Raw genomic sequence first — 19,424 nt, 5'->3', positions numbered from 1 at the left:
CAGCACCGGGATTGCAGCCGAGACGGACGATACCTGAGCCCGACCATCACGCCTACCTCACCGCACGCAAAGATCAACTTTCGCAACAGGCCCTAGGACCTGTCCGGCCGATCAAGGTCGCGTCCCAGCAGGCAGAATGCCCTGGGTGGATGCCCTAAATATTGTGGATGCCCTAAATAAGCATTGAGCATTTTCAGCTTCCACCCGGGCGGGTGGAAGCTCGCCCGAAGTTGACGGCCGACCGATCAGCGGGATCGCGCTTGGTTTCGCTGGCTGCTGCCGCAGCTCTGTCACCCGATCGGTGGCCGTTCTGAAAGAGCTCATTCACTACCAGACCGCATCCACAGGGTGCTCGCCGTGCGTCACGGTCGTCGGCAACGCACTCCAGCCGGCTCTACGATGGTCCTATTATTGCCGTCCGTGACCGTGTGCCAACCGGTCTCCTCGCATTTGTAGGGCTCTGGGTCGCCACCGACAAGCAAGGTAAGTGCTGTAAGAGCCCCAACGGCAGGAAGTAGAATTAGCTGTATGAAATCTTGAGCGCCTAGTGCTGTTGTGATTTTATAAGTGAATTCGCACTGTTCCCTCAATTGCGGCCAGCTATTTTTGATTGCGGCGTCAATCCCGGATTCTTTCCAATCTTCGTCGCGAGAGTCGAAGGTCGTAGTGCCACCCACGTGACCTTCATGGATCTTAACAAGGGCCTGATCCGTTCCTGGAATTTTCACGACTATGCCGTAGGTGAGGTGGGTCCCGAGGAACCCACCGTTATGTACATGGCCATGGAAATGGAACGAACCGGCGGCCGTAAGGGTAATTTCAGCCCATCCGTCGAGCGTATCTTGTGTAATCCGAGGGAACCTAAGGATGCGCCGCTCAGGGAACTCGACGGGGGTATCTGAAATCCACGCGATGGCGCCGAACTCAAAATGGCTGATCCGCCCAGTCTCTTGCGTATCCGGGTCTGTCCAGTCCATTTCGTCGGTTACGGGGAATCCCAAGTAGCTCGATTCTCCGCCGAGTTCCAGCCATCGACGCTTTACGCCGCCATAGATTGCGTGAGCATCCGTCGCCGGGGACCAGTAGATGGAAGTGTACTGATCGGCGCCAGCGTCCGGCTTCCAGAAATCGTTGTAGCACCCTCTTCCATGCTGGGTGGAGGTTTCGTTGGTCACTGGGTAGCCGAACGCTTCCGCGCCTAGAGCTTGCCAGTGCGCACGTATCCCGCCGCGCACCTCAAAAGCCCCGGTAAGCGGGTGCCAGTATATGGATCCGAACTCAAAGTGACTAAAACCACCGGTTCCATCTCCAGTGACGGCCCGACCACTCACGGGAAATCCGAGAGGCCCCTCCGCTCCCCCCAGTGCGAGATACCGTTCGTAAATCTCGTCAAATACCCACCACGCCCCCAAATCTAGGCGCCAATATATGGCTCCGCGCTGGTGCTTTTGCACAAAACCTCCGGCCGGGCCCAAAGGCTCAATGTTGCCGACCCTATCGCCCGGTGCGCCGTTCAGAATTGTATACATCTCGGGTATTTTCCGTTCGGCGGTGACGCGCACATTCTCTACTTGTAGGTCAGGTCGCCATGGTCGAATGGTAGGCATTGTGCACGGCCTCCTCTTAACAACTCCCCGTATCTCAACTATCGTCCCGTTCCGCGACCACTGCAAACTGGACACACGTATGTTATGAGTCAACAATATGCGGACACGGATACAGCAGATAGGCATTCGTTTGCCGGGCACCCCCGGCGGGGGGCAAACCTCAACGGCGGCCGCATCTGTGTCCGCTCCCAGCGGTCATGGCGAGGCCCCTCTCTCAGTGAGCCTCTTTCATCCTGAATAGATGCAGGTCAGCAGTGTGTGGACGGCTTGGACGATGGTGCTGATGCGGCGGGTGGAGCATCTGGCTCGTCGGAGGATTCGCCAGGACTTCAGCTGTGCGAAGGCGCGTTCACCGGGAGCTCTCAGCCGTGCGTGGTCGCGGTTGAGCTGCTGGTAGTGCTCGGGCTGTTCGCGGTGGTGGTAGTACGGGGTGCGGACGGTGGCGCCGGCGCCCTGCTAAAGGTTGTTGCAGAAGGTCCGGTTTCGGCAGGCTGAAGTGGCGCCTGACCTGCTGTTTCACCGTGTCATGGCGAGGTTGTGCATGGTGGCGACGGCCTGGACCGCGTGGTGGAGGCCGTCTCCTTTCTGGCGGCAGTCGCGAAGGATCTTCCAGTTCTTCATCCGGGCGAAGGTGTGCTCGACGCGGGCACGGACGCGTCGGTGTTCGGCGTTGTCTTCCTCCTGACCGCGCAGGAGGGGCCGACCGGCTCTCTTGCGGTGCGGGACGATGAGGCCCGTGCCGAGGTAGGCGCCGTCCGCGATCACCGTCGTCCCGGCCGCCGTGGCCGGCAGGCCCGACTCCCGCCATACGTGGGCGTCGGCCTTGTTGCCCGGCGCGGGCCGGGCCGCGGCGATGACCAGGCGGCTGTCCGCGTCGATGATGACCTGCACGTTCGCCGAGACCGGTAATTGCGGGAGGAGGCTCCCACGGTCCGGTCGCGGACCGGGATCAACGTTCCGTCCACGATCCACAGCCGGTCCACGTCGGCGACCGGCCGCGGGGCCGGCTCCAGGGCCAGCAATGGACGCAGGCGGTGGATGACTCGGCAAACGGTGGCCGGGGAGATCCCGAAGAGTGGGGCGAGCTGCCGCATGGTGAGGTTGGTCCGGTAGTAGACGGCCACCAGCAGCACCCGGTCGGCCAGCGGCAGGCACCACGGCCGGCCACCACCGGGACCGTTCCCGCCCCGCTCCTTCACTACTTTCACCAGCTTCGCGAACCGGTCGATCCGCAAGCCCGTGAACGTCTCGACCCACAGCGGCTCAGCCCGCAACACCCCACCCATACCGGGAAAATGCCCGGAACTGAGCCTTCTGCAACACCCTTTAGGCCGTGTATCGAAAGTGGATCTTGAGCTGTGAATGATCACATTTCATGGGTCGGGGAGATCTCACGGATGAGCAGTGGGCGGCGCTGGAGCCGTTATTGCCAAAAGGTGCCAGGGCGGGACGGCCGCCCGTCTGGCCTCGGCGGTGGTTGATCGACGGCATACGGTTCCGGGTCCGGACCGGTGTTCCGTGGCGGGACGTGCCGGTTGAGTACGGACGGTGGGGTCGGGTGTACGACCTCTTCCGCCGGTGGCAACGGGACGGAACCTGGCAGCGGATCTCCACCCGGCTCCAGTCCCTGGCCGACGCGAAGGGCGCGATCATGTGGGATTTGAGCGTCGACTCCACGGTCTGTCGCGCTCATCAGCATGCGGCCGGTGCCCGCAAGCGGGGCGACCTGCAGAAGGAACCGCCGGGCGGTGTCTTCGCCGAGCCCGGAGACCATGGACTGGGAAGGTCGCGCGGCGGGTTCACCACCAAGCTGCACCTGTCCGTCGAGCAGGGTCAGAAGCCCATGTCGACCGTGATGTCGAACGGCACCACATCACCCAGACGCAACTCCCACGACATGACGTCCTGCGCCATCAGACCGGGAAGCGGCAGCGGCAACGCCGTGGTGATCATCGGAACGGCACCGCGGCTTTCCTCATGGTCGATGATCCATGTCTGCTTCACGGGGAGCAGCTCTGCCCCTGTTCACCAGCCCTCCATGCATGACAGGCCGGCACGCCTCACGTACCTCAAGGTCAGACTGTCGATGAGCCCAAGTCTGAAGAACAGACAGCAGGCGTGGCCCTCCCGCTCCCGGGGATCCCCGCGGGGCGTAACCGGGCGCTGTCCGACTTCGCGACGTCCCAGGATGTCTCTCGGACCGTGGACCGGCAGGACTCCGGTGTCGGCAGGGGACGTTTGCCTGGACGAGATCGGCGCAGACGTTGACCTAACACGGTCTTTATGTGACGAAGGAGAGAGGCACCAGGGGCATCATCCCGTGGATCCTCATCGGTCTGATCGCCGGCGCCATCGCCAAGGCTCTGATGCCGGGCAAGGACCCCGGCGGCATCATCATCACGATGCTCATCGGCATCGCCGGCGGCCTGCTCGGCGGCTGGCTCGGCAAGGCCATCTTCGGCGTCGACTCCGTCGACGGCTTCTTCGAGATTTCTACCTGGATCGCCGCGGTCGTCGGTTCCGTCATCCTCCTCGCGCTCTACCGCCTGGTCACCGGCAACCGACACTCGCACCGCCACGCGTAACCCGCCGAAGGCACCAGCCTCCTGCAGCCCTCGACGGCTCCTCTCCTGTTTCAGCGGGATGGGAGCCGTCGGCATGTACAACCCCGCCCCGGACACCGAGGAACGGTTCGACTTCACGGAAGTTGTGCCAGAACCCGTTCTCGTGGACAAAGCCAGGCTGCGCAAATTACGGGGCGGGGGTGTAGTGGACAACGGTCATCTGGCACGGGCCGCCGGCGTAGACGTTGATGGCGTCGATCTCGCTCTGGTCGGCGGTAAGGCCCTAGCGGAGCTTGGTCGCGGTCCACTCGGCGAGGTGGCGTTCGGGGCCGGCGGCACGAGCGGGATGCCGGTGGCGTCCGTGATCAGGTGGTGCTTGCTGCCGTCCTGCCCCGGTCGACAGGGCTTCGTCCCGTCTTGGGGCCCCCTTTAACGCCCTGATGTGGGAGCCGTCGGCCGCCGCTCGCGCCCACTCCGCGAGCCGGTCGACGGCGTCGGCGCCGTAGGCCCGGATCGCCGACTCCCACCATCGTTCGCGCGCAAGTCCCACATGCTTATCGCGCTGGGCACCGAGGCCGCGATGAAGGGCTACCGCGTCCGCTACACGCTCGCCACGAAGCTGGTCAATGAGCAGGTCGAGGCCGCGGACGAGAAGCAGCTGAACAAGACGATCGCCCGCTACGGCCGTGTCGATCTCCTCTGCATCGACGAACTCGGCTACACGGAACTCAGCCGGCACGGCGCCGAGCTCCTCTTGCAGGTCCTGACCGAACGCGAGGAGAAGAACAGCGTCGCGATCGCCTCCAACGAGTCGTTCGGCGGCTGGACGAAGACGTTCACCGACCCCCGACTCTGCGCGGCCATCGTCGACCGGCTCACCTTCAACGGCACCATCATCGAGACCGGCACCGACTCCTACCGCCTCGCCAGCACCCGAGCCCGAGCCGCAGAACCCGCCAAGGCCGGCTCACATCTGCCGCCGCTGCCTGACTCGACGGCCCGCCGCCCCGACGGGCGGCCGGCCGTCCCGTGTCGGCGTGCGAGTCAACGTGTACCCCCGAGTACAGCTGACGTGCACAGCGTCGTGCGGATTGACGATGAGACGGGCGGAGACAGGTGCGACGCTTCAGACGACCGCGATCCGATCACCGGGCTCGGCGAGACCCATGAGAACGGCCCGCCCGGGCACCGTGATGTTCCGTCCCCAGCACCCTGGCGTGGAGTGTGTGCCGCATCCGCTTCTGCCTGCCGACGCGAATGGGAGCACCTGTCGCCAGGCGGCACTGCACGGATCCGTCCGCAAGGTCAAACGTCGGGTGTGTCAGAGCCGTCTCGTGGTGAACAAGGTGGTCCCGTGTACAGCGTCCACTTCCATCCGATCGGTCTCGGTGAACCCGACCTTGGCCAGCACTCTGCGAGAAGCAGTGTTCCAGTCCCAGACGGTGGCCCACAGCCGTTCGTACCCAGACGATCGCGCCCATTCCAGAACCGCCAACGAGGCCTCGGTCGCGTATCCCTGACGCCAATTTCGGCGTAGCAGCTCGAATGCCAGTTCCGGTTCCCCTACCGATCCTCGCCCGCTGTCGACCAGCCCGCAATAGCCGATGACGTCACGAGACGCCTTCCGTTCGACCGCCAGCAACCCGGTCGACCACACCTTGTTGGTGCGGATCGAATCCTCGAGCTCCGCGACCGTGGGGTGTCCGTCCGCGTCGATTCGGCGGTGCGGCGGCACTCGTGGATCACGTTCGGTCCACAGTTCACGCTGGACGACAGCCTCGTCTACCCGCCAAGATCTGAGCAGCAGCCGACTCGTCTCAAGTAGAACCTCGCTGCCCGGCGCGCCAACAGTCATGACAGCAACCATCTCACGGGCGAACGAGCTGTCGTGCCACGGGGCATGGCGCCGATCGTAGACGCTCGATATGCGGGACAACCGAGATCCATCCCTGAGCGTCGCCTTGGGCCTGTGCACGTTCGGCTGTACCCGGTGGGACACCTTGACCTGTTGCGCCGACATCCCGCTTCGCGGACACGGCAATGCCGTCATTTCTCCTCGACATCTCCGAGCTCGTTGATCACTAACTGCCTGCAGAAGCCGTCGGACGAGGACCGAACCTTCGGCGGCGCACTGGACGAGGGCTGCACCGAGACTCCCCGCAGCAGCAACATCGGGGTACAGCTCGGGATCGGGTTGGAGTGGCTGCCGGGACGGGCCAGGTTGTTGAGTCACCCCGACATGATCACTTTTGTTGAGTCCGCAACCAAGTGGGGAGTGAGAGGCGGGCCTGGAGAAGTTCGAATTCCTCATCAGCCGTACATCCTCCGGCACCACTCCGGTGCGCCTATAGGGGCCTGAATCCGTGTCGGTCAACGATCAGGTGGTGCTTGGAGCCGAGGCGGGCGCAGTCGACGGGCGAGGGGCCGACGCGATCCCCCCTTTGAGGGCCCGGACGTGCGACCCGTCCACCGCGCAGTCGTCCCGGTCCAGCAGGTCGGCGCGGCGCAGCTCGGTCAACAGGGCAGCGTGCAGGCGTGGCCAGACGTCGGCCTCGGTCCAGTCCCGCAGTCGGCGCCAGGCCGTGACCCCGGAGCAGCCCACGGTCTCCGCGGGAACGTCGCGCCAGGCGACACCGGTCCGCCGCACCTACAAGACGCCGGCGAGTGCCGCCCGGTCCGGAACGCGAAGTCAGCCGGGATACCGGCGGCGCCATTCCGGAGCGGGCGGCAGCAGCGGTGCCACCCGCTCCCACAGGTCGGAAAAGATCAGCACGCACCCAGCCGAGGGGAACAGCACCGTGCGCGCCCCGCCTGGACGGGGATGGGGGCGGTGGGGACGCGACAGGCCGGGAGGCGGCCGCCTGGCTAGGACGTGTCCGGGCGATCACGAAATTGTCGGCGGCAGCTTCTTCCTGAGGACGATGCTGTCGTAATTGGTGACGTCCCACCGCCAAGTACCGATCGGCGCGTAGCCTCGCCGGCGATACCAGTCGACGAGGTCTGTTGCCTGCGAGGAGGTGTCGATGACGGCCTGTGTGGATCCGAGGGCAGCAATGCGTGACTCTGCCAGAGCCAGCAGCCGTTGTCCGAGACCGGTTCCTCTCTGCGATGGCTCGACAGCCAGTTGCCAGAACGAGCCCCCACCTGCCGGCGCTGGGTATCCGGCCGGAGTGGTGTGCGGAGCTGACACGGTGACGGTACCGACCAATACCTTTCCGTTCATCGCAACCCAGCACTCGCCCTTGCTCAGGCGATGCTGTGTGTCCTGCGCCGATTGGTAGGAGGCGAAGAAGACCCGTCCGGCAGCAGCGTGGTCCGCGTAGGCGCGATGGAGCAGAGACGTGAGCTGCTCCACCGAGTCGCCGTTGCCGAAACGCCTGACCTGCACGGTCGCAGACGGGCGTGCTTCCGTCGAGTTGATGTTCATCCTGGCAGTCAAGCGCACTTCTGGGATCTGTCGAGCTCAGTCACGTGAGTGGTTGATCAGGACGTAGTTCCCAGGCGCCGTCACGGCCCTTGCCACCGGTCTCGACTGCCGGCGGCCAGGCCGACGCCAGAACTTTCAGCAGGGGGCAGTTCTCAACCCTGCACTTTCCCGACAGCCGTCAGGCAGTGGTTCGTAGGGACGGGAAAGTTGCTGGTCAGCCGGGGTAAGGCATAGGGAAGGTCAGGCTGATGCTCTCCGCCTCCGGGCCCTGGGCGACGTCGAACGTCACGGCCTGGCTCTCCTGGAGTGGGCGACCAGCTCGGGCAGGTCCATGCGTTTCGTCGGGGCGTCATGGGTGACTGCCACGCCCGGGCGGTAGCCCCGCCGATCGGCGCCCGGCGACGTGCTGGACCTTGTCAGTAAGTCTGCCCGTCTGAACACCTCGTCGCGAGCGTTGCTCTCAGGTCCGCGTTGAGTGCCTTCAGGAGCCAGTCGTGCGCGGACCCCGGGGTCGGCTCGGGGTGGCTGTCGGGAGCGTTGATCACCTCGGCTGTCAGGTCCCAGTACCGGTCGATGCGCGGATCGGCCGCGAGCTGGCCGACCAACATTCGGCGGAAGGCCGGTGTGTCGTGGGTGCCGTACGTGCTCGCGTACGCGTCTATGAACCCGTCCAGCGCCTCACCGGAGCAGGGCTGCGCACCCTTGCGTATCTCCGCGCTCGCCAGGTCGTACGCGTGGGCCAGCCCCGTGTACAGTGCAGACGCTTCGCGTGCCCCCGCAGCGCTGTGGGCTCTGGGCTGGCATGGGTTGCTCTTGCCGCACGGCTGGGTCACGAAGGCGTGTAGCCGGGCGAAGGCGAGGACCTGGCCCGGCCGTGGGTCGTCGGGCGGATGCGGTATCGCCCTCTCCAGGAATGCGGTGACGGACCGGGCGGGCATCCGGGGCGGCAGCCACGCACGCCAGAAGCGGGCCAGTGAGGCGGTGCTGGGTGGGGTGGTGAGCGACCCGACCAGGCGCAGTATGTCGGGGCGTTCGGTTGGCGGGCATTCGTGTACCAGTCGGAGCGCGGCCTCGCGCCAGCGCAGAGCTGCGAGCTCGGTGCCTAGCACGTTCAGTCGGTCGGTGACGGCGGCCTCCAGCACGTCGGGCGCGCCTCCAGCGTCCTGTTCGTCGAGGATGCGGCGCACGTCGGGAAGCGGCAGGTCGAGGCCCCGCAGGGAGCGGATCAGGCTCAGGCGCTCTGCGGCGTCCGGAGCGTATCGGCGGTGTCCCCCGGTGCTGCGGGACGCCTCCGGCAGCAGTCCGCGGTCCGAGTAGAAGCGGACGGTCTCGACGCTGACGCCCGCGTGTTCGGCCAGTTCACCGATGGTGCACAGGCCGTCGTGCGACGAGAACACTTGAACCTCCCTCAGGGGGAGTTCTTACGGTACCGGCGAGCGCTGCCGGGGAATCAGGGCCGGCGTGCGGAGGACAGCGTGACGAGGAGGGACCATGACTGTATTCGTTTTGGTGGCTGGGGCGTTCACCGGCCCGCACGTGTGGCGGGACACGGTGGCGCGACTGACCGTGGAAGGCACCGAGGTGCACACCGTGGCACTCACCGGGCTCGGTAAGCGCCCGGAAGTTCCCGGTAAGGCCATCGACCTGGAGACCCACATCGCGGACGTACTCGCGGTGATCGACTCGGTGAGGGAGCAGGCCGGCAGGGAGATCGTGCTCGTCGGCCACGACTACGGTATCCACCCGGTGCTCGGCGCGGCTGACAGGCGGGCGGAGTCGATCGCCCGGATCGTCTACCTGGACGCCGGTATGCCGCGGGACGGCGTTCCCGCCCTGGCTGCCGTGCCCGACCGGCGCCTGCGCAAGGAGTTGTCTGAGCGCGCTGCCGGAAGCGGGGAGCGGGTTGCGGCCGGTGAGCTGCCGCCCCCGGCCCGGGATGAGTGGTCCCTCTGGGGAAGCACCGCGGGCCTCTCCGAGGCGGCGCTCGCCGCGCCCCAGCCGCTGGGCACGCTGCTCCAGCCGCTGCGCCTAACTGACGCCGTGGCCGCCGTGCCCGTGACCGGGGTGCTGTGCACCGGCAACGGGCCGGGCATGGAGATGCTTCAGATGATGGTGGACGTGGGTGATCCCGCCCTGCGTGCCCTGGCCGAGGCGCGGGTGCCCTTCCTCGAACTGCCGACTGGGCTCTGGCCGATGCAGTCCTGCCCCGACATGCTGGCCGATGTCTTGATCGAAGCCGCGTCCGGCGGGGGCCGAAGGCTGACCTTCGGCGGGACTGACCGACCGCCCGCCCATCTGCGGCCGTTCCTCCTCGATGTACCAGAACGGCCACGCGAGCGGACCGGGAACACCGATCTGTACCTGCCGGACGGCCCGGGCCCGCACCCAGCGGTCGTGTTCGTGCACGGCGGTCCGGTGCCCGCCGGGGCACGGCCCACGCCCCGGGACTGGCCGACCCTGACGGGATACGCGCGCCACGTTGCCGAGCTGGGAGTCGTTGGCGTGACGCTGGACCACCGCCTGCATGCCGTGACCGATTACGAGACGGCCGCCGCGGACCTGGCCTACGCGGTGGAGCGGGTGCGCGCCGATCCGCGGGTGGACGCGGGCCGGATCGCTCTGTGGTTCTTCTCGGGCGGGGGCCCGCTCACCGCGGACTGGCTGGCGGCGCCGCCGACGTGGCTGCACTGTGTGGCGGCGAACTACCCGATCCTGTCGCCGCTGCCTGGTTGGGGAATGGTCGACACCCGCTTCCACCCGGTCCGGGCGCTCGCCCACGCCGGCCAACTGCCGGTGGTGCTGGTCCGGGCGGGGCGCGAGAGCGGCGAGATCGCCGCTACGGTCGAGGAGTTCCTGACCGAGGCCCGGCGATGCGGGGCGAACGTCGAGATCATCGACGTACCGGACGGACGTCACGGCTTCGAGACGCTCGACCCGACCGACGAAGCGCGCGAGGCCGTGCACCGCGCGGTGGGCTCAGTACTGGCCCGCCTCAAGGCCAAGGGGCCCTGACCGTCTCGGGGGCTTTGGTCTACGGCCACCAAGATGACCGAAGGATCGGACCTGCGCACGAATTCGCCACTGGTCACCCATGCCGAACCACGGGCGCGGCATCGCCGCGGAGGCGAAGGAGAAACCGGCTGCTCAGTCCGGTCGGTGATCACCCGCTGGCGGCCGGTGCCCGCAAAAGGGGGATCTGCAGGTCGAGCCGCCCGGCGGCGTCCTCGCTGAGCCCGAAGACCACGGGCTCGGACGCTCGCGAGGTGGACTGACTACCAAGGTCCACCTCGCGGTTGAGCAGGCCCAGAAGCCGATGTCGCTGGTGATCACGGCTGGGCAGCGCGGGGATTCCCCGCAGTTCCAGGTCGTCCTGGGCCGCATGCGGGTGCCCCGGCTCGGCCCGGGACGGCCGCGCACCCGGCCGGACAGGGTCCGCGCCGACAAGGCGTACGGCTCCCGCGCGAACCGCTTCTACCTGCGCAAACGCAAGATCTTCTGCACGATTCCGGAGAAGCGCGACCAGATCGCCAACCGCAAGAAGCGCGGCTCCCACGGGGCCGGCCGCCGAAGTTCGACCAGGATGACTACAAGGAGCGACACGCGGTGGAGTGTGGGATCAACCGCCTCAAGCGCCACCGCGCGGTCGCCACGAGATACGACAAGCTCGCCGTCCGCTATGAGGCGACCGTACTGGTCGCGGCCATCAACGAGTGGCTCTGATAGGGCCGTCGGTCCTCATGCCGGACCGGCGCCGGGCATGATGAACCCCATGACCACGCCGAGCGCCGACTGGATCACTGTCACCGCCTACGAGAACCTGCCGGGCTGCCTCCGGCCCATGGCGGCTGTCCGCGCTTGACTGCGCGAACGGGGCATCGACTGGATACCCTTCGACCAGACCGAGGTCCGTTGGGATCTGGCCTGTGGTGTCGGTGCCGACGGTCGGTGGCACGGCTGGTTCGACATCCACATCAACGCCGACGCTCTGCGACGCCATGGACTCCACCCCGACCAGCCGACCGCCCGGGTCGCAGCCCCCTGCCCGCCCGGCTGGTGGCACGCTGCAGCCGAACGTCACGCTCGTTGGTGATCCACTTCTGAAACAGGCCCTAAAAGAGCGTTTTGTCCCGGCGAGGGTGCTACATCGCAGTTCAGGTGACGGACTGCTTCGTGTCGGCTGGGGCATTAGAGGCCTCTTGTGGCAGGTGAGGCAGATGACGGCCTTCGAGAGCCCGTTTCGGTCCCTTCGCTCCTGTCTGATCCCAGCACGCCCCCGGTCACGCCGCTTTGCGCCCTGTGGCGGGACGGCGGCCATCGGTACTACAGAAACATGCCTCGTAAGGAGCGGCCCTATCCGAGTGACCTGTCCGATGCCCGTTGGAAACTGCTGGAACCACCTCTGACGGCCTGGCGGGCCGAGCGAAGAGGAAAGGGCCTGGACATCGGTCGGCCGCACGAGCACGATCTGCGCCGGATCATGGACGCCATCCTCTATGTCGACCGGACCGGGATCCCGTGGCGGTACCTGCCGCAAGACTTCCCTCCATGGGAAACCGTCTACGGGTACTTCGCCGCATGGCAGAAGGATGAGGTCTTCGACCAGCTCAGCGGTCTCCTGCGACGCCTGGTCCGGAAGGCCGAAGGCCGGGATGCCGAGCCCAGCGCCTGTGTCCTCGACGCCCAGAGCACCTGACCTGCCCAGACACGACCTTCTGCAACACGCTTTAAAGAGTCTGGACTGATTGCCATCGAAGTTGGACCGCTGCGAAGGCAGCAAACGGCTCTGACAGCTCAAGGTTTCATGAATTCAGCCATCCGTGTACTATCGTGGTGTGCTGACTCTCGCTGCTGACATCGAGGTGCTGGCGCGGTTCGGCCGCGCCCTCGCCGACCCGATCCGCTGCCGGATCCTCCTTGCCCTGAGCGAGGCCCCGGCACACCCCGCCGACCTCGCTGACAGCCTGGAGATCTCCCGGACCCGACTGTCGAACCACCTCGCGTGCCTACGCGATTGCGGATTGGTCGTCGCAGTCCCGGTGGGCCGGCGCACTCGCTACGAGCTCGCCGACGAACGCCTCGGGCACGCGCTGGACGACCTGCGCACCGCCGTGGTCTCCGTTGAAGCCGATAAGACGTGCGTCGACGCGGGCGAGATGGGCTGCTGCTGATGACCGCGGAGATATCCATCGGCATAGGCCCCTCCCCGGCCCGCCGCGACGTCCTCGCCAAGCGGATACGGCTGCTGGTCGCGGCCACCATCACCTACAACGTGATCGAGGCGATCGTCGCCCTCACCGCCGGGACGATCGCCTCCTCCACCGCGCTGATCAGCTTCGGGCTCGACTCGGTCATCGAGGTCTCCTCTGCCGCCGCGGTCGCCTGGCAGTTCTCCGCCCCCGACCATGCCGTACGCGAGGCGCGCGAGCAGCGCACCCTGCGGATCATCGCGGTGTCGTTCTTCGCGCTCGCCACGTACGTCACCGTCGACGCCGTCCGCGCGCTGGCCGGAACCGGGGAGGCGGAGCGGTCGTTCCCGGGCGTCATCATCGCCACCCTCTCGCTGGCGGTCATGCCGTTCCTGTCCGCCGCCCAGCGCCGCGCCGGACGCGAGCTCGGCTCCGCCAGCGCGGTCGCCGATTCCAGGCAGACGCCCTGTGCACATACCTGTCCGCCGTGCTCCTGGTCGGCCTGATCCTCAACGCCACCCTCGGCTGGTCCTGGGCCGACCCGACCGCAGCCCTCGTCATCGCCGCCATCGCCCTCAAGGAAGGCCGCGACGCCTGGCAGGGCAAGGGCTGCTGCGCACCCACCGCCGCCGCGGTCCCGGTCGCCGATGCCGAGGCGGACGCCTGCGGCTGCCGCCCCGGTTGCGACCGCTACAGCTGAACCGCCTGCACCGAACACAGCAAGCCCCCGACGAGTGCCTGGCCGGGGCCCGCCGCCCCCTGGGAGTCCCGGCACGAACCGGCCGGTGATCACTTTGATGGCAATCGGTCCAAGCCCCCTGTCACCGGGCATCCGCGACGCGGAGGCCGGCCAGCTCCGCGAAGCTGGCGGCGCCGATGACCATCGTCATGCCGACGAGGGCAGACAGCCGCTTCGGGGGTGCGGGCCCGCCTCGAAGCTTTGCACCCCAAGGACGGCTCACCTAGGCGATGTTTCTCGGATCTCCTGACGTGCGTGGGGTGTTGGGGTCAGGCTGTCTGTATGGGCCGTGGGGATCTGACGAATGCGGAGTGGGACCGGCTGGAGTCGTTCTTGCCTCCTGGTGGGGCCCGCGGGGGCCGGTGGAGTGACCACCGCCGGGTGATCAACGGGGTGCTCTACCGGGTCCGGACGGGCGTGCAGTGGAGAGATCCTCCGGAGCGGTTCGGGCCGTGGGAGACCGTTTACAAACGCCATCGCCGCTGGTCAGCGGATGGAACATGGACGATGCTGCTGTCGCGGATCCAGGCGGCCGAGGACGCCGCGGGCCAGATCGACTGGGACGTCTCGGTGGACTCGACTGCTGTGCGGGCCCACCAGCACGCCGCCGGCGCGAGGAAGGCGCCGGCGGCCGCGGTCCCTCAAAAGGGGCTCACTGGGGGGACAAACCAGGTCGATCCGGTGTTGAGGAAACTGACGGTCCGGCTGGAGGAAGTGGTCAGATCGGCGAGTGTCTGGGACGTTCCCGCGGCGGATTCACCACCAAAATCCACCTTGCCGCCGACGGGCGATGCCGGCCCCTCGCCCTCGTCCTGACACCCGGACACTACGGTGACGGCCCCCAGTTCGAGCGAGTGCTGGAGCAGGTCTCCGTGCCCCGTATCGGAGTCGGCCGGCCCCGGACCCGGCCCGACCATGTCCTGGCGGACAAGGCCTACACCTCTCGGAAGAACCGTCGTTACCTGCGACGACGCGGCATCCGGCACACCATCCCAGAACGCCTCGACCAGCAGAGACACCGCAAGAATCGCGGTTCCCGAGGCGGCCGTCCCACTGGCTTCGACAGCAATACAAGAAGCGCAACACCGTCGAACGCGCAATCAACCGCCTGAAAGGCTTCCGCGCCGTCGCCACCCGCTACGAGAAACGCGCCTACATCTACCTCGGCACGGTCACCCTCGCAGCCCTCGTCATCTGGCTCCGAACATGATCCGAGAAACAGTGCCTAAGGCAAGATGGGTCGCGTGCTCGGCGTACGCCGTGAAGCGCGCTTACGGCGTACCCTCGCTCGCGCGCCTTGTGTTCATGCGGTTCTCAGCGGCGAGGCCACGCTCCGAGCAACGTCACGCCGTCGGTTGATGCGGCTCGGCCGGACGAGTGACAGCAGCCATCGCGAGCTGCTATCGGAGGGGGTCGGTGTTCCAAGATCAGTACTTTCGCCGTCTCCGGCGAAATGTGCATCGACCACGTCTGTGCCGTGCGATCGAATCGACCACGGCTGTTCGAGGAGTTCCACCCCATGCGTTCACGTGTCATCGCTGTCATGGCCGCCGCGCTTGCGGCCACTGCGGCTTTCGCGCAACCCGCCCACGCCGCCCCACTGGGGAACGGGGTCTATCGGTTCGCGGCTCTCCAGGACGGCAAGTGCTTGGTCTGGCCCAAGACACACGGGAGCATCGGCATGGTGTCGCTGGGCGACTGCACGGACACCGCGTCCACCTCGGCGAACTGGCAGGTACAGCACCTCCCCAGCGGGATGATGGAGATCTCCCCGCAGGGCTCGAACCCACGCACGTGCATGAAGGTGACATCGGAGCACCGTGTGGCGGTCGCCAGCTGCGGTGAGACGTACGCCGAGTGGACCGTCTCCTACGGCTCCGCCGGTCCCGGCAGCGTGGTGTGGGCCGACATCGAGCACACCCCCAACGATCATTCCGGCTCATACGGAAAGCTGGTGGACAGTCCCGACGCGATCGCTCGAATCATCGTCAAGCGGGCCCCCATCGAGCCGCACTACTGGGGATTGCAGCCGCCCAGCTAAGAGCGCGCGGGGATCACCCGCCCCGGCTGACCGGCCGGGCCTGCCCGGCACTACCGAGCGCCACGGAACAAACACCACCAACGAGTACTGCCTACATCAGCCCCTAGCATTCGCCGACCAGGCCCGCCGTGAGCTGCTCGCTCGGCGTCTCTGTTGTCCGGGCCAGGGCGTGAGGGCTGACGGTAGTAACTATGTGCGGGTTGTGGATCTCCTCCCTCTGAGAGAGATGCTCTCGGCGCACATCCCGCAGACAACCCGGGCCCGTACGAACCCAGGTCCGACGAACCTCCGATTCCGGAGCAGCGCCCGGGATGGGTGCAGGGCCAGGCCAAAGACTCTGAGCGAGGCTTTCGCAGTACAGGAGGAATGTCGCCGCCACCCCGAGATCGCCATTGGTGGCGGCCCTCCGGGCCACGTCCATCATCGCCAGCCCGTTCTACAGCGGGCCGCCCTCGGTTAGTGGCAGTGGCCACATCGCCCTCGCCTCCCTGGGCGCGGTGACCGTCACCGCGACTCCCGCAGCCACCTCCTGCGGCTTCTACGAGACCAGCCTCCTGCCCCGGCACGCCGCAGCGCGGGCCGCCTCTGGGCGGCCCGCGCTGAGCAGTGGCTCTACGAGTCGCGGGCGGAACCGTCCCGCAGTCGGGCGACTTCGGTCTGCAACTGGCGTACTTGGCGGTGCAGGGCCTGGATGGCTACCAGCAGGACGCCGGTGGCGTCGACGCCGGGGATGCTGCGGCCGTCGGCGCTGAGGCCGAAGGTTGCTTGCCAGTCCTGGGCCATCGGGCCGAGGTGCCGGACGTCGTCCGGTTCCCAGTGGTAGCGCCAGGTGCTGACCGGCAGCGCTGCCACCTTGTCCAGGATGTCGAAGCCGTTGACCGTGACCGGATCGGCCACCACCCCTTCAGTGGCCTGCCCTTGTCCGGACTGGTCCAGGCGTGGAGCAGTTGTCACCGGGTCCAGTCCACCGCGAGTACGTCCCGCTTGAGGTTGCGGTCGCTGAGACCGCCCAGGAGGCCGCCGCCGAGGCCGCCGACGAGGCTGGCGGTGTCAGGGCAGTCGGCCACCTGCTCGGCAGGAGCGGCGAGTTCCACCCGGCTGGCGTCGATCCGCTCGGTGAGCGAGGTGGTGGGGTCGGTGGGCTGGTCAGCGGCGGGCGTGTTCTGCATGTCGCAGGATTCCTTCCATGAGACTGATCTTGCTGGTTCGGCAGTAGGTGGTCTCGGTGGCATCCAGCCGTCCGGTCTCGAAGTACTTGTTGGCCGCCTGACCGCCGCGGCAGTAGGCGAAGTACTCACAGCTCGAGCGGCAGGCGGAGACACCGTTGAGTGCTTCGGCCACCCACGGCACGTCTGAGGCCTCGGCCATGAGGCGGGCCAGCGGTGTGCGCAGCACGTTGCCGGCGGTGAAGGGGCCGTGGCGGGGTGAGGAGAATCCGGCGAGGTCGGGGGCCATGGGGACGAGTTCGCCGTCGAAGGTCACCATCGGCAGTGCGTTGACCGGTCGGGCGGCCCGCTCGTGGGCGCTGCCGGCCAGTTCGGCGCGGATGTAGCTGTAGGCCTGTTCGAACTCGCGGATGCGGATCACGGGATCGGCCTGCCAGCAGGCGGCCAGCGTCTGCCAGAAGGCGACCACTGCCTGCCCCGGCTGTTGGCCGGCCATGTCGTTGACGCCCTTGTGCTCGGCGAGGTTCACCCCCAGGCTCGCGGCCCCGGTCTCGCGGGCGAACCGGTACAGGGCTACTGCGCTGTCCGGCGTCGGATCGGCGACGACGCAGATGAGGCCGAACTCGATGCCCGCCCGGCGCAGCATGTCCACACCGCGCAGTGCCTTGTCCGTGCTGGCCCGCCCGCCGCGGTCGACACGCGCCGCGTTGGCCTGGCCGGGACCGTCGATGCTCACGCCCACCTGCATGCGGGCCTCGGTGAACAGCGCGCACCAATCGGCGTCGATCAGTGTCGCGTTGGTCTGCACCGCGTGGGTGACCGGATACTCACCGCCCGGGCCGAACCGCTCCATCAACGCCCGCAGGTGCGCCTGCCCGGCTGCCAGCGGCTCACCCCCGTGCCACACCACCGTCACCGGATGCCGCCGGCTCCACTCGCGTACGGCGACGGCGACCGCGTCGGCGACCTCCACCGGCATCAGCCTCGCCACCGCGCGATCGGGCAGGTAGCAGTAGGTGCAGTCCAAGTTGCACAAGGTGGTGGGCTGCATCAGGAGCGCCGGAGCCGTCCGCGCCAGCCGAACCGGACCCCCAGCACCTCCAGCCTGCGGGATACCCGGCACCTCGCCCACAACAGTCATGGCCGACACTGTGACCCAGTACTGCGCGACCCGCACACGTCAGACACCCGTTCACCGCACTCACTCACCCCATCGAGTGGCCCACCAGAACCAACAAAAGGAGATGCGGGCAGGACGGTGGGCTGGAGAAAACCGACCGCCCAACCCAGGCGCGGAAGCGAGATGGCAACGCCGCCCGCCACTTCGCCGGATCCCTCGCGGTGCGGAACTGACCAGGCCACCTGACGGCAGCAGTCCCGCTCTCGGCCCACGTCCACAGCGGAAGCGGGGCCGGCGGGCGGTCCGCAGCAGGCGCGAACGCGGCGGGCCGAGGCGGAGCGTCAGGGGCGGGCGCGTGAGGGACTGCCACGCATTCGCTGGTGAGGAGCGCGGCGAGGGCGGCGAGGAGGATGCGGCGGGGGTGCATGGGGTTCACGCTGCCGCAGCGCGGGGCACGGTCTGGGGACGTCGCGGCTTGGTCCACCGTGACGAGAGAGCGGGGGTGGACTTCCTACGTCAGGACAACGTCGGCTGAGCCAGCCCTTCCCGACGGTCCCTCCGCGGGCACCGCCCTGTACGCCGTGACCATCACCGTGCTCGGCAGCGTCCTGCTCCACGGCCTCGGCTCGACGCCCCACGCCCGCCTGCTCACCGCCCCTGTCTCCGCCTCCCCGGTCAGCCCGGAGAAGGTCCGCTGAGCGACCAGGTGACGCCTCGGCTGCCTGGAGGAGGCCGGCGAAGGTGTTGCGCGCCACCGGCTCGCCGAGGGCCGTCATCGTCCAGGCGCCGCCGGCGCGGGTCACCTCCGCCATGACCAGCGCCGTGTGGGGCCCATGGTCGTCCGCCCTGTTCAGCGGGACCCGCTGGTCCTTGGCCATGGGTATGGGCATGGGGACTCCAGGTGAGGTGGCGTACAGAGCGTGCAGGAGCGAACCGCCTCGTGACGCGGGCGCCGTCCTCAGCCTCACCCGCCCTCTGGTGCGCGCCGGTACCCGACGGCTGTCCGGCGCCACTTCGCCACTCAGCAGGACTGCCCCCGGCGCATGGCGGGGGCAGCCCTGCTGAGCACTCCACTCACACGGCGGGGCGCTCGGCCGGGACCAGGGTGCTGGGTCGCTGCCAGCTGTGCGTACACCTCGTCCCTATCCACCAGTTCCCTATGGGTGCCGATCGCACGGACCGCGCCGGCGTCCATGACGACGATGCGGTCCGCGTCCGTCACCGTGGACAAGCGGTGCGCCACCACCAGGACGGTGGTCTCGCGTGCCGTCTCGGCGATGACGTCCCGCAGCGCCAGCTCGTTGACCGCGTCGAGCTGTGAGGTCGCCTCGTCCAGGAGCAGCAGCCGGGGCCTGCGCGGCAGCGCGCGGGTGATCGCGACGCGCTGGCGCTCACCGCCGGACAGCTTCGAGCCGCCCTCCGTAGTCAGCCGCGTACCTCGCCGGCGACGTGCGGCATCGGCCCGCACGAGGGCCGACGGGCGGGGTTGGGCTCCTTCTCGTGCGTGCGGTGTGTCATGCCACCGGCCTGGAAGTCTGAGCGCTCCGTCGACCATCCGGCGATCGTCGGGTACA

Annotated in this window: 12 protein-coding genes and 11 pseudogenes; 10 read left to right on the top strand and 13 right to left on the bottom strand. The window is 67.6% G+C overall.

Translation table 11 applies throughout. The features are described from left to right. Positions 1-362: 362 nt before the first annotated feature. From ACFWV2_RS28230 to ACFWV2_RS28220, 3 genes and pseudogenes are all read right to left on the bottom strand, one after another. Positions 363-1,529 carry an LGFP repeat-containing protein gene (locus ACFWV2_RS28230; protein WP_384409065.1) on the bottom strand — a complete coding sequence of 389 codons (1,167 nt, stop codon included), beginning with the start codon at positions 1,527-1,529 and terminating at the stop codon, positions 363-365. Positions 1,530-1,835: 306 nt separating this feature from the next. Beyond that, positions 1,836-2,063 (bottom strand): annotated as a pseudogene (locus ACFWV2_RS28225) (transposase family protein); the annotation flags it as partial. 60 nt (positions 2,064-2,123) lie between these two features. Then, positions 2,124-2,893: pseudogene (locus tag ACFWV2_RS28220) on the bottom strand (transposase). Between the two features lie 89 nt (positions 2,894-2,982). Here ACFWV2_RS28220 and ACFWV2_RS28215 point away from each other — a divergent pair. Next, positions 2,983-3,432: pseudogene (locus tag ACFWV2_RS28215) on the top strand (IS5 family transposase); the annotation flags it as partial. 8 nt (positions 3,433-3,440) lie between these two features. On the opposite strand, the gene ACFWV2_RS28210 reads toward ACFWV2_RS28215, so the two are convergent. Beyond that, complete coding sequence (locus ACFWV2_RS28210; RefSeq protein ID WP_384409063.1) at positions 3,441-3,611, bottom strand: hypothetical protein; 171 nt, start codon at positions 3,609-3,611, stop codon at positions 3,441-3,443. Positions 3,612-3,973: 362 nt separating this feature from the next. Here ACFWV2_RS28210 and ACFWV2_RS28205 point away from each other — a divergent pair, with 362 nt between their 5' ends. After that, complete coding sequence (locus ACFWV2_RS28205) at positions 3,974-4,192, top strand: GlsB/YeaQ/YmgE family stress response membrane protein (protein WP_384409077.1); 219 nt, start codon at positions 3,974-3,976, stop codon at positions 4,190-4,192. 315 nt (positions 4,193-4,507) lie between these two features. Here the strand turns inward: ACFWV2_RS28205 and ACFWV2_RS28200 are convergent. Further along, a pseudogene (locus ACFWV2_RS28200) lies at positions 4,508-4,637 on the bottom strand (IS5/IS1182 family transposase); the annotation flags it as partial. A gap of 75 nt (positions 4,638-4,712) precedes the next feature. Between ACFWV2_RS28200 and ACFWV2_RS28195 the strand changes: the two are divergent. Further along, a pseudogene (locus ACFWV2_RS28195) lies at positions 4,713-5,105 on the top strand (ATP-binding protein); the annotation flags it as partial. A gap of 387 nt (positions 5,106-5,492) precedes the next feature. Here the strand turns inward: ACFWV2_RS28195 and ACFWV2_RS28190 are convergent. From ACFWV2_RS28190 to ACFWV2_RS28175, 4 genes and pseudogenes are all read right to left on the bottom strand, one after another. Then, complete coding sequence (locus ACFWV2_RS28190) at positions 5,493-6,026, bottom strand: GNAT family N-acetyltransferase (protein ID WP_384409060.1); 534 nt, start codon at positions 6,024-6,026, stop codon at positions 5,493-5,495. A 505-nt stretch (positions 6,027-6,531) separates the two neighbouring features. After that, positions 6,532-6,944 (bottom strand): annotated as a pseudogene (locus ACFWV2_RS28185) (transposase); the annotation flags it as partial. A gap of 111 nt (positions 6,945-7,055) precedes the next feature. Further along, positions 7,056-7,598, bottom strand: a complete 543-nt coding sequence (locus ACFWV2_RS28180) for a GNAT family N-acetyltransferase (protein WP_384409058.1) — start codon at positions 7,596-7,598, stop codon at positions 7,056-7,058. Between the two features lie 416 nt (positions 7,599-8,014). Then, on the bottom strand, positions 8,015-8,995 hold the full coding sequence (locus tag ACFWV2_RS28175) for a MerR family transcriptional regulator (RefSeq protein ID WP_384409055.1): 981 nt from the start codon (positions 8,993-8,995) through the stop codon (positions 8,015-8,017). Positions 8,996-9,089: 94 nt separating this feature from the next. Between ACFWV2_RS28175 and ACFWV2_RS28170 the strand changes: the two genes are divergently transcribed. The 7 genes and pseudogenes from ACFWV2_RS28170 to ACFWV2_RS28140 all read left to right on the top strand — a co-directional run bounded on the left by ACFWV2_RS28170 (position 9,090) and on the right by ACFWV2_RS28140 (position 15,564). Continuing rightward, positions 9,090-10,610 (top strand): alpha/beta hydrolase, encoded by a 1,521-nt coding sequence (locus tag ACFWV2_RS28170; protein WP_384409053.1) that lies wholly within the window; start codon positions 9,090-9,092, stop codon positions 10,608-10,610. 226 nt (positions 10,611-10,836) lie between these two features. Beyond that, a pseudogene (locus tag ACFWV2_RS28165) lies at positions 10,837-11,318 on the top strand (IS5 family transposase); the annotation flags it as partial. A 610-nt stretch (positions 11,319-11,928) separates the two neighbouring features. Next, positions 11,929-12,285, top strand: a pseudogene (locus ACFWV2_RS28160) (transposase); the annotation flags it as partial. Between the two features lie 145 nt (positions 12,286-12,430). Next, positions 12,431-12,766, top strand: a complete 336-nt coding sequence (locus tag ACFWV2_RS28155; RefSeq protein WP_384409051.1) for an ArsR/SmtB family transcription factor — start codon at positions 12,431-12,433, stop codon at positions 12,764-12,766. Then, positions 12,766-13,484: pseudogene (locus tag ACFWV2_RS28150) on the top strand (cation transporter). Before ACFWV2_RS28155 ends, ACFWV2_RS28150 begins: the two are co-directional and overlap by 1 nt. Before the next feature lie 321 nt (positions 13,485-13,805). Beyond that, positions 13,806-14,733, top strand: a pseudogene (locus tag ACFWV2_RS28145) (IS5 family transposase). Between the two features lie 471 nt (positions 14,734-15,204). Beyond that, positions 15,205-15,564, top strand: a complete 360-nt coding sequence (locus ACFWV2_RS28140; protein ID WP_384409049.1) for a hypothetical protein — start codon at positions 15,205-15,207, stop codon at positions 15,562-15,564. 612 nt (positions 15,565-16,176) lie between these two features. On the opposite strand, the gene ACFWV2_RS28135 is transcribed toward ACFWV2_RS28140, so the two are convergent. The 4 genes and pseudogenes from ACFWV2_RS28135 to ACFWV2_RS28120 all read right to left on the bottom strand — a co-directional run. Continuing rightward, positions 16,177-16,518 carry a tail fiber domain-containing protein gene (locus ACFWV2_RS28135; protein WP_384409047.1) on the bottom strand — a complete coding sequence of 114 codons (342 nt, stop codon included), beginning with the start codon at positions 16,516-16,518 and terminating at the stop codon, positions 16,177-16,179. Then, positions 16,515-16,733, bottom strand: coding sequence for a hypothetical protein (locus tag ACFWV2_RS28130; protein WP_384409045.1), 219 nt, complete (start codon positions 16,731-16,733; stop codon positions 16,515-16,517). The genes ACFWV2_RS28135 and ACFWV2_RS28130 overlap by 4 nt, the downstream gene beginning before the upstream one ends. Continuing rightward, on the bottom strand, positions 16,711-17,871 hold the full coding sequence (gene amcB, locus ACFWV2_RS28125) for a cyclophane-forming radical SAM peptide maturase AmcB (protein WP_384409043.1): 1,161 nt from the start codon (positions 17,869-17,871) through the stop codon (positions 16,711-16,713). Before amcB ends, ACFWV2_RS28130 begins: the two co-directional genes overlap by 23 nt. Before the next feature lie 1,000 nt (positions 17,872-18,871). Continuing rightward, a pseudogene (locus ACFWV2_RS28120) lies at positions 18,872-19,264 on the bottom strand (ATP-binding cassette domain-containing protein); the annotation flags it as partial. Positions 19,265-19,424: the final 160 nt, after the last annotated feature.

It is taken from the genome of Streptomyces sp. NPDC058671, assembly GCF_042716475.1.
Classification (GTDB): Bacteria; Actinomycetota; Actinomycetes; order Streptomycetales; family Streptomycetaceae; genus Streptomyces.
This window is presented reverse-complemented; position numbering and strand designations above follow the sequence as displayed.

Excerpts from the sequence above, each read along its gene's own strand:
- ACFWV2_RS28190 (WP_384409060.1), bottom strand. The coding sequence starts at position 6,026 with ATGACTGTTGGCGCGCCGGGCAGCGAGGTTCTACTTGAGACGAGTCGG.
- amcB (WP_384409043.1), bottom strand. The coding sequence starts at position 17,871 with ATGACTGTTGTGGGCGAGGTGCCGGGTATCCCGCAGGCTGGAGGTGCT.
- ACFWV2_RS28130 (WP_384409045.1), bottom strand. The coding sequence starts at position 16,733 with ATGCAGAACACGCCCGCCGCTGACCAGCCCACCGACCCCACCACCTCG.
- ACFWV2_RS28140 (WP_384409049.1), top strand. The coding sequence starts at position 15,205 with ATGGTGTCGCTGGGCGACTGCACGGACACCGCGTCCACCTCGGCGAAC.
- ACFWV2_RS28205 (WP_384409077.1), top strand. The coding sequence starts at position 3,974 with ATGCCGGGCAAGGACCCCGGCGGCATCATCATCACGATGCTCATCGGC.
- ACFWV2_RS28230 (WP_384409065.1), bottom strand. The coding sequence starts at position 1,529 with ATGTATACAATTCTGAACGGCGCACCGGGCGATAGGGTCGGCAACATT.
- ACFWV2_RS28180 (WP_384409058.1), bottom strand. The coding sequence starts at position 7,598 with ATGAACATCAACTCGACGGAAGCACGCCCGTCTGCGACCGTGCAGGTC.
- ACFWV2_RS28170 (WP_384409053.1), top strand. The coding sequence starts at position 9,090 with ATGACTGTATTCGTTTTGGTGGCTGGGGCGTTCACCGGCCCGCACGTG.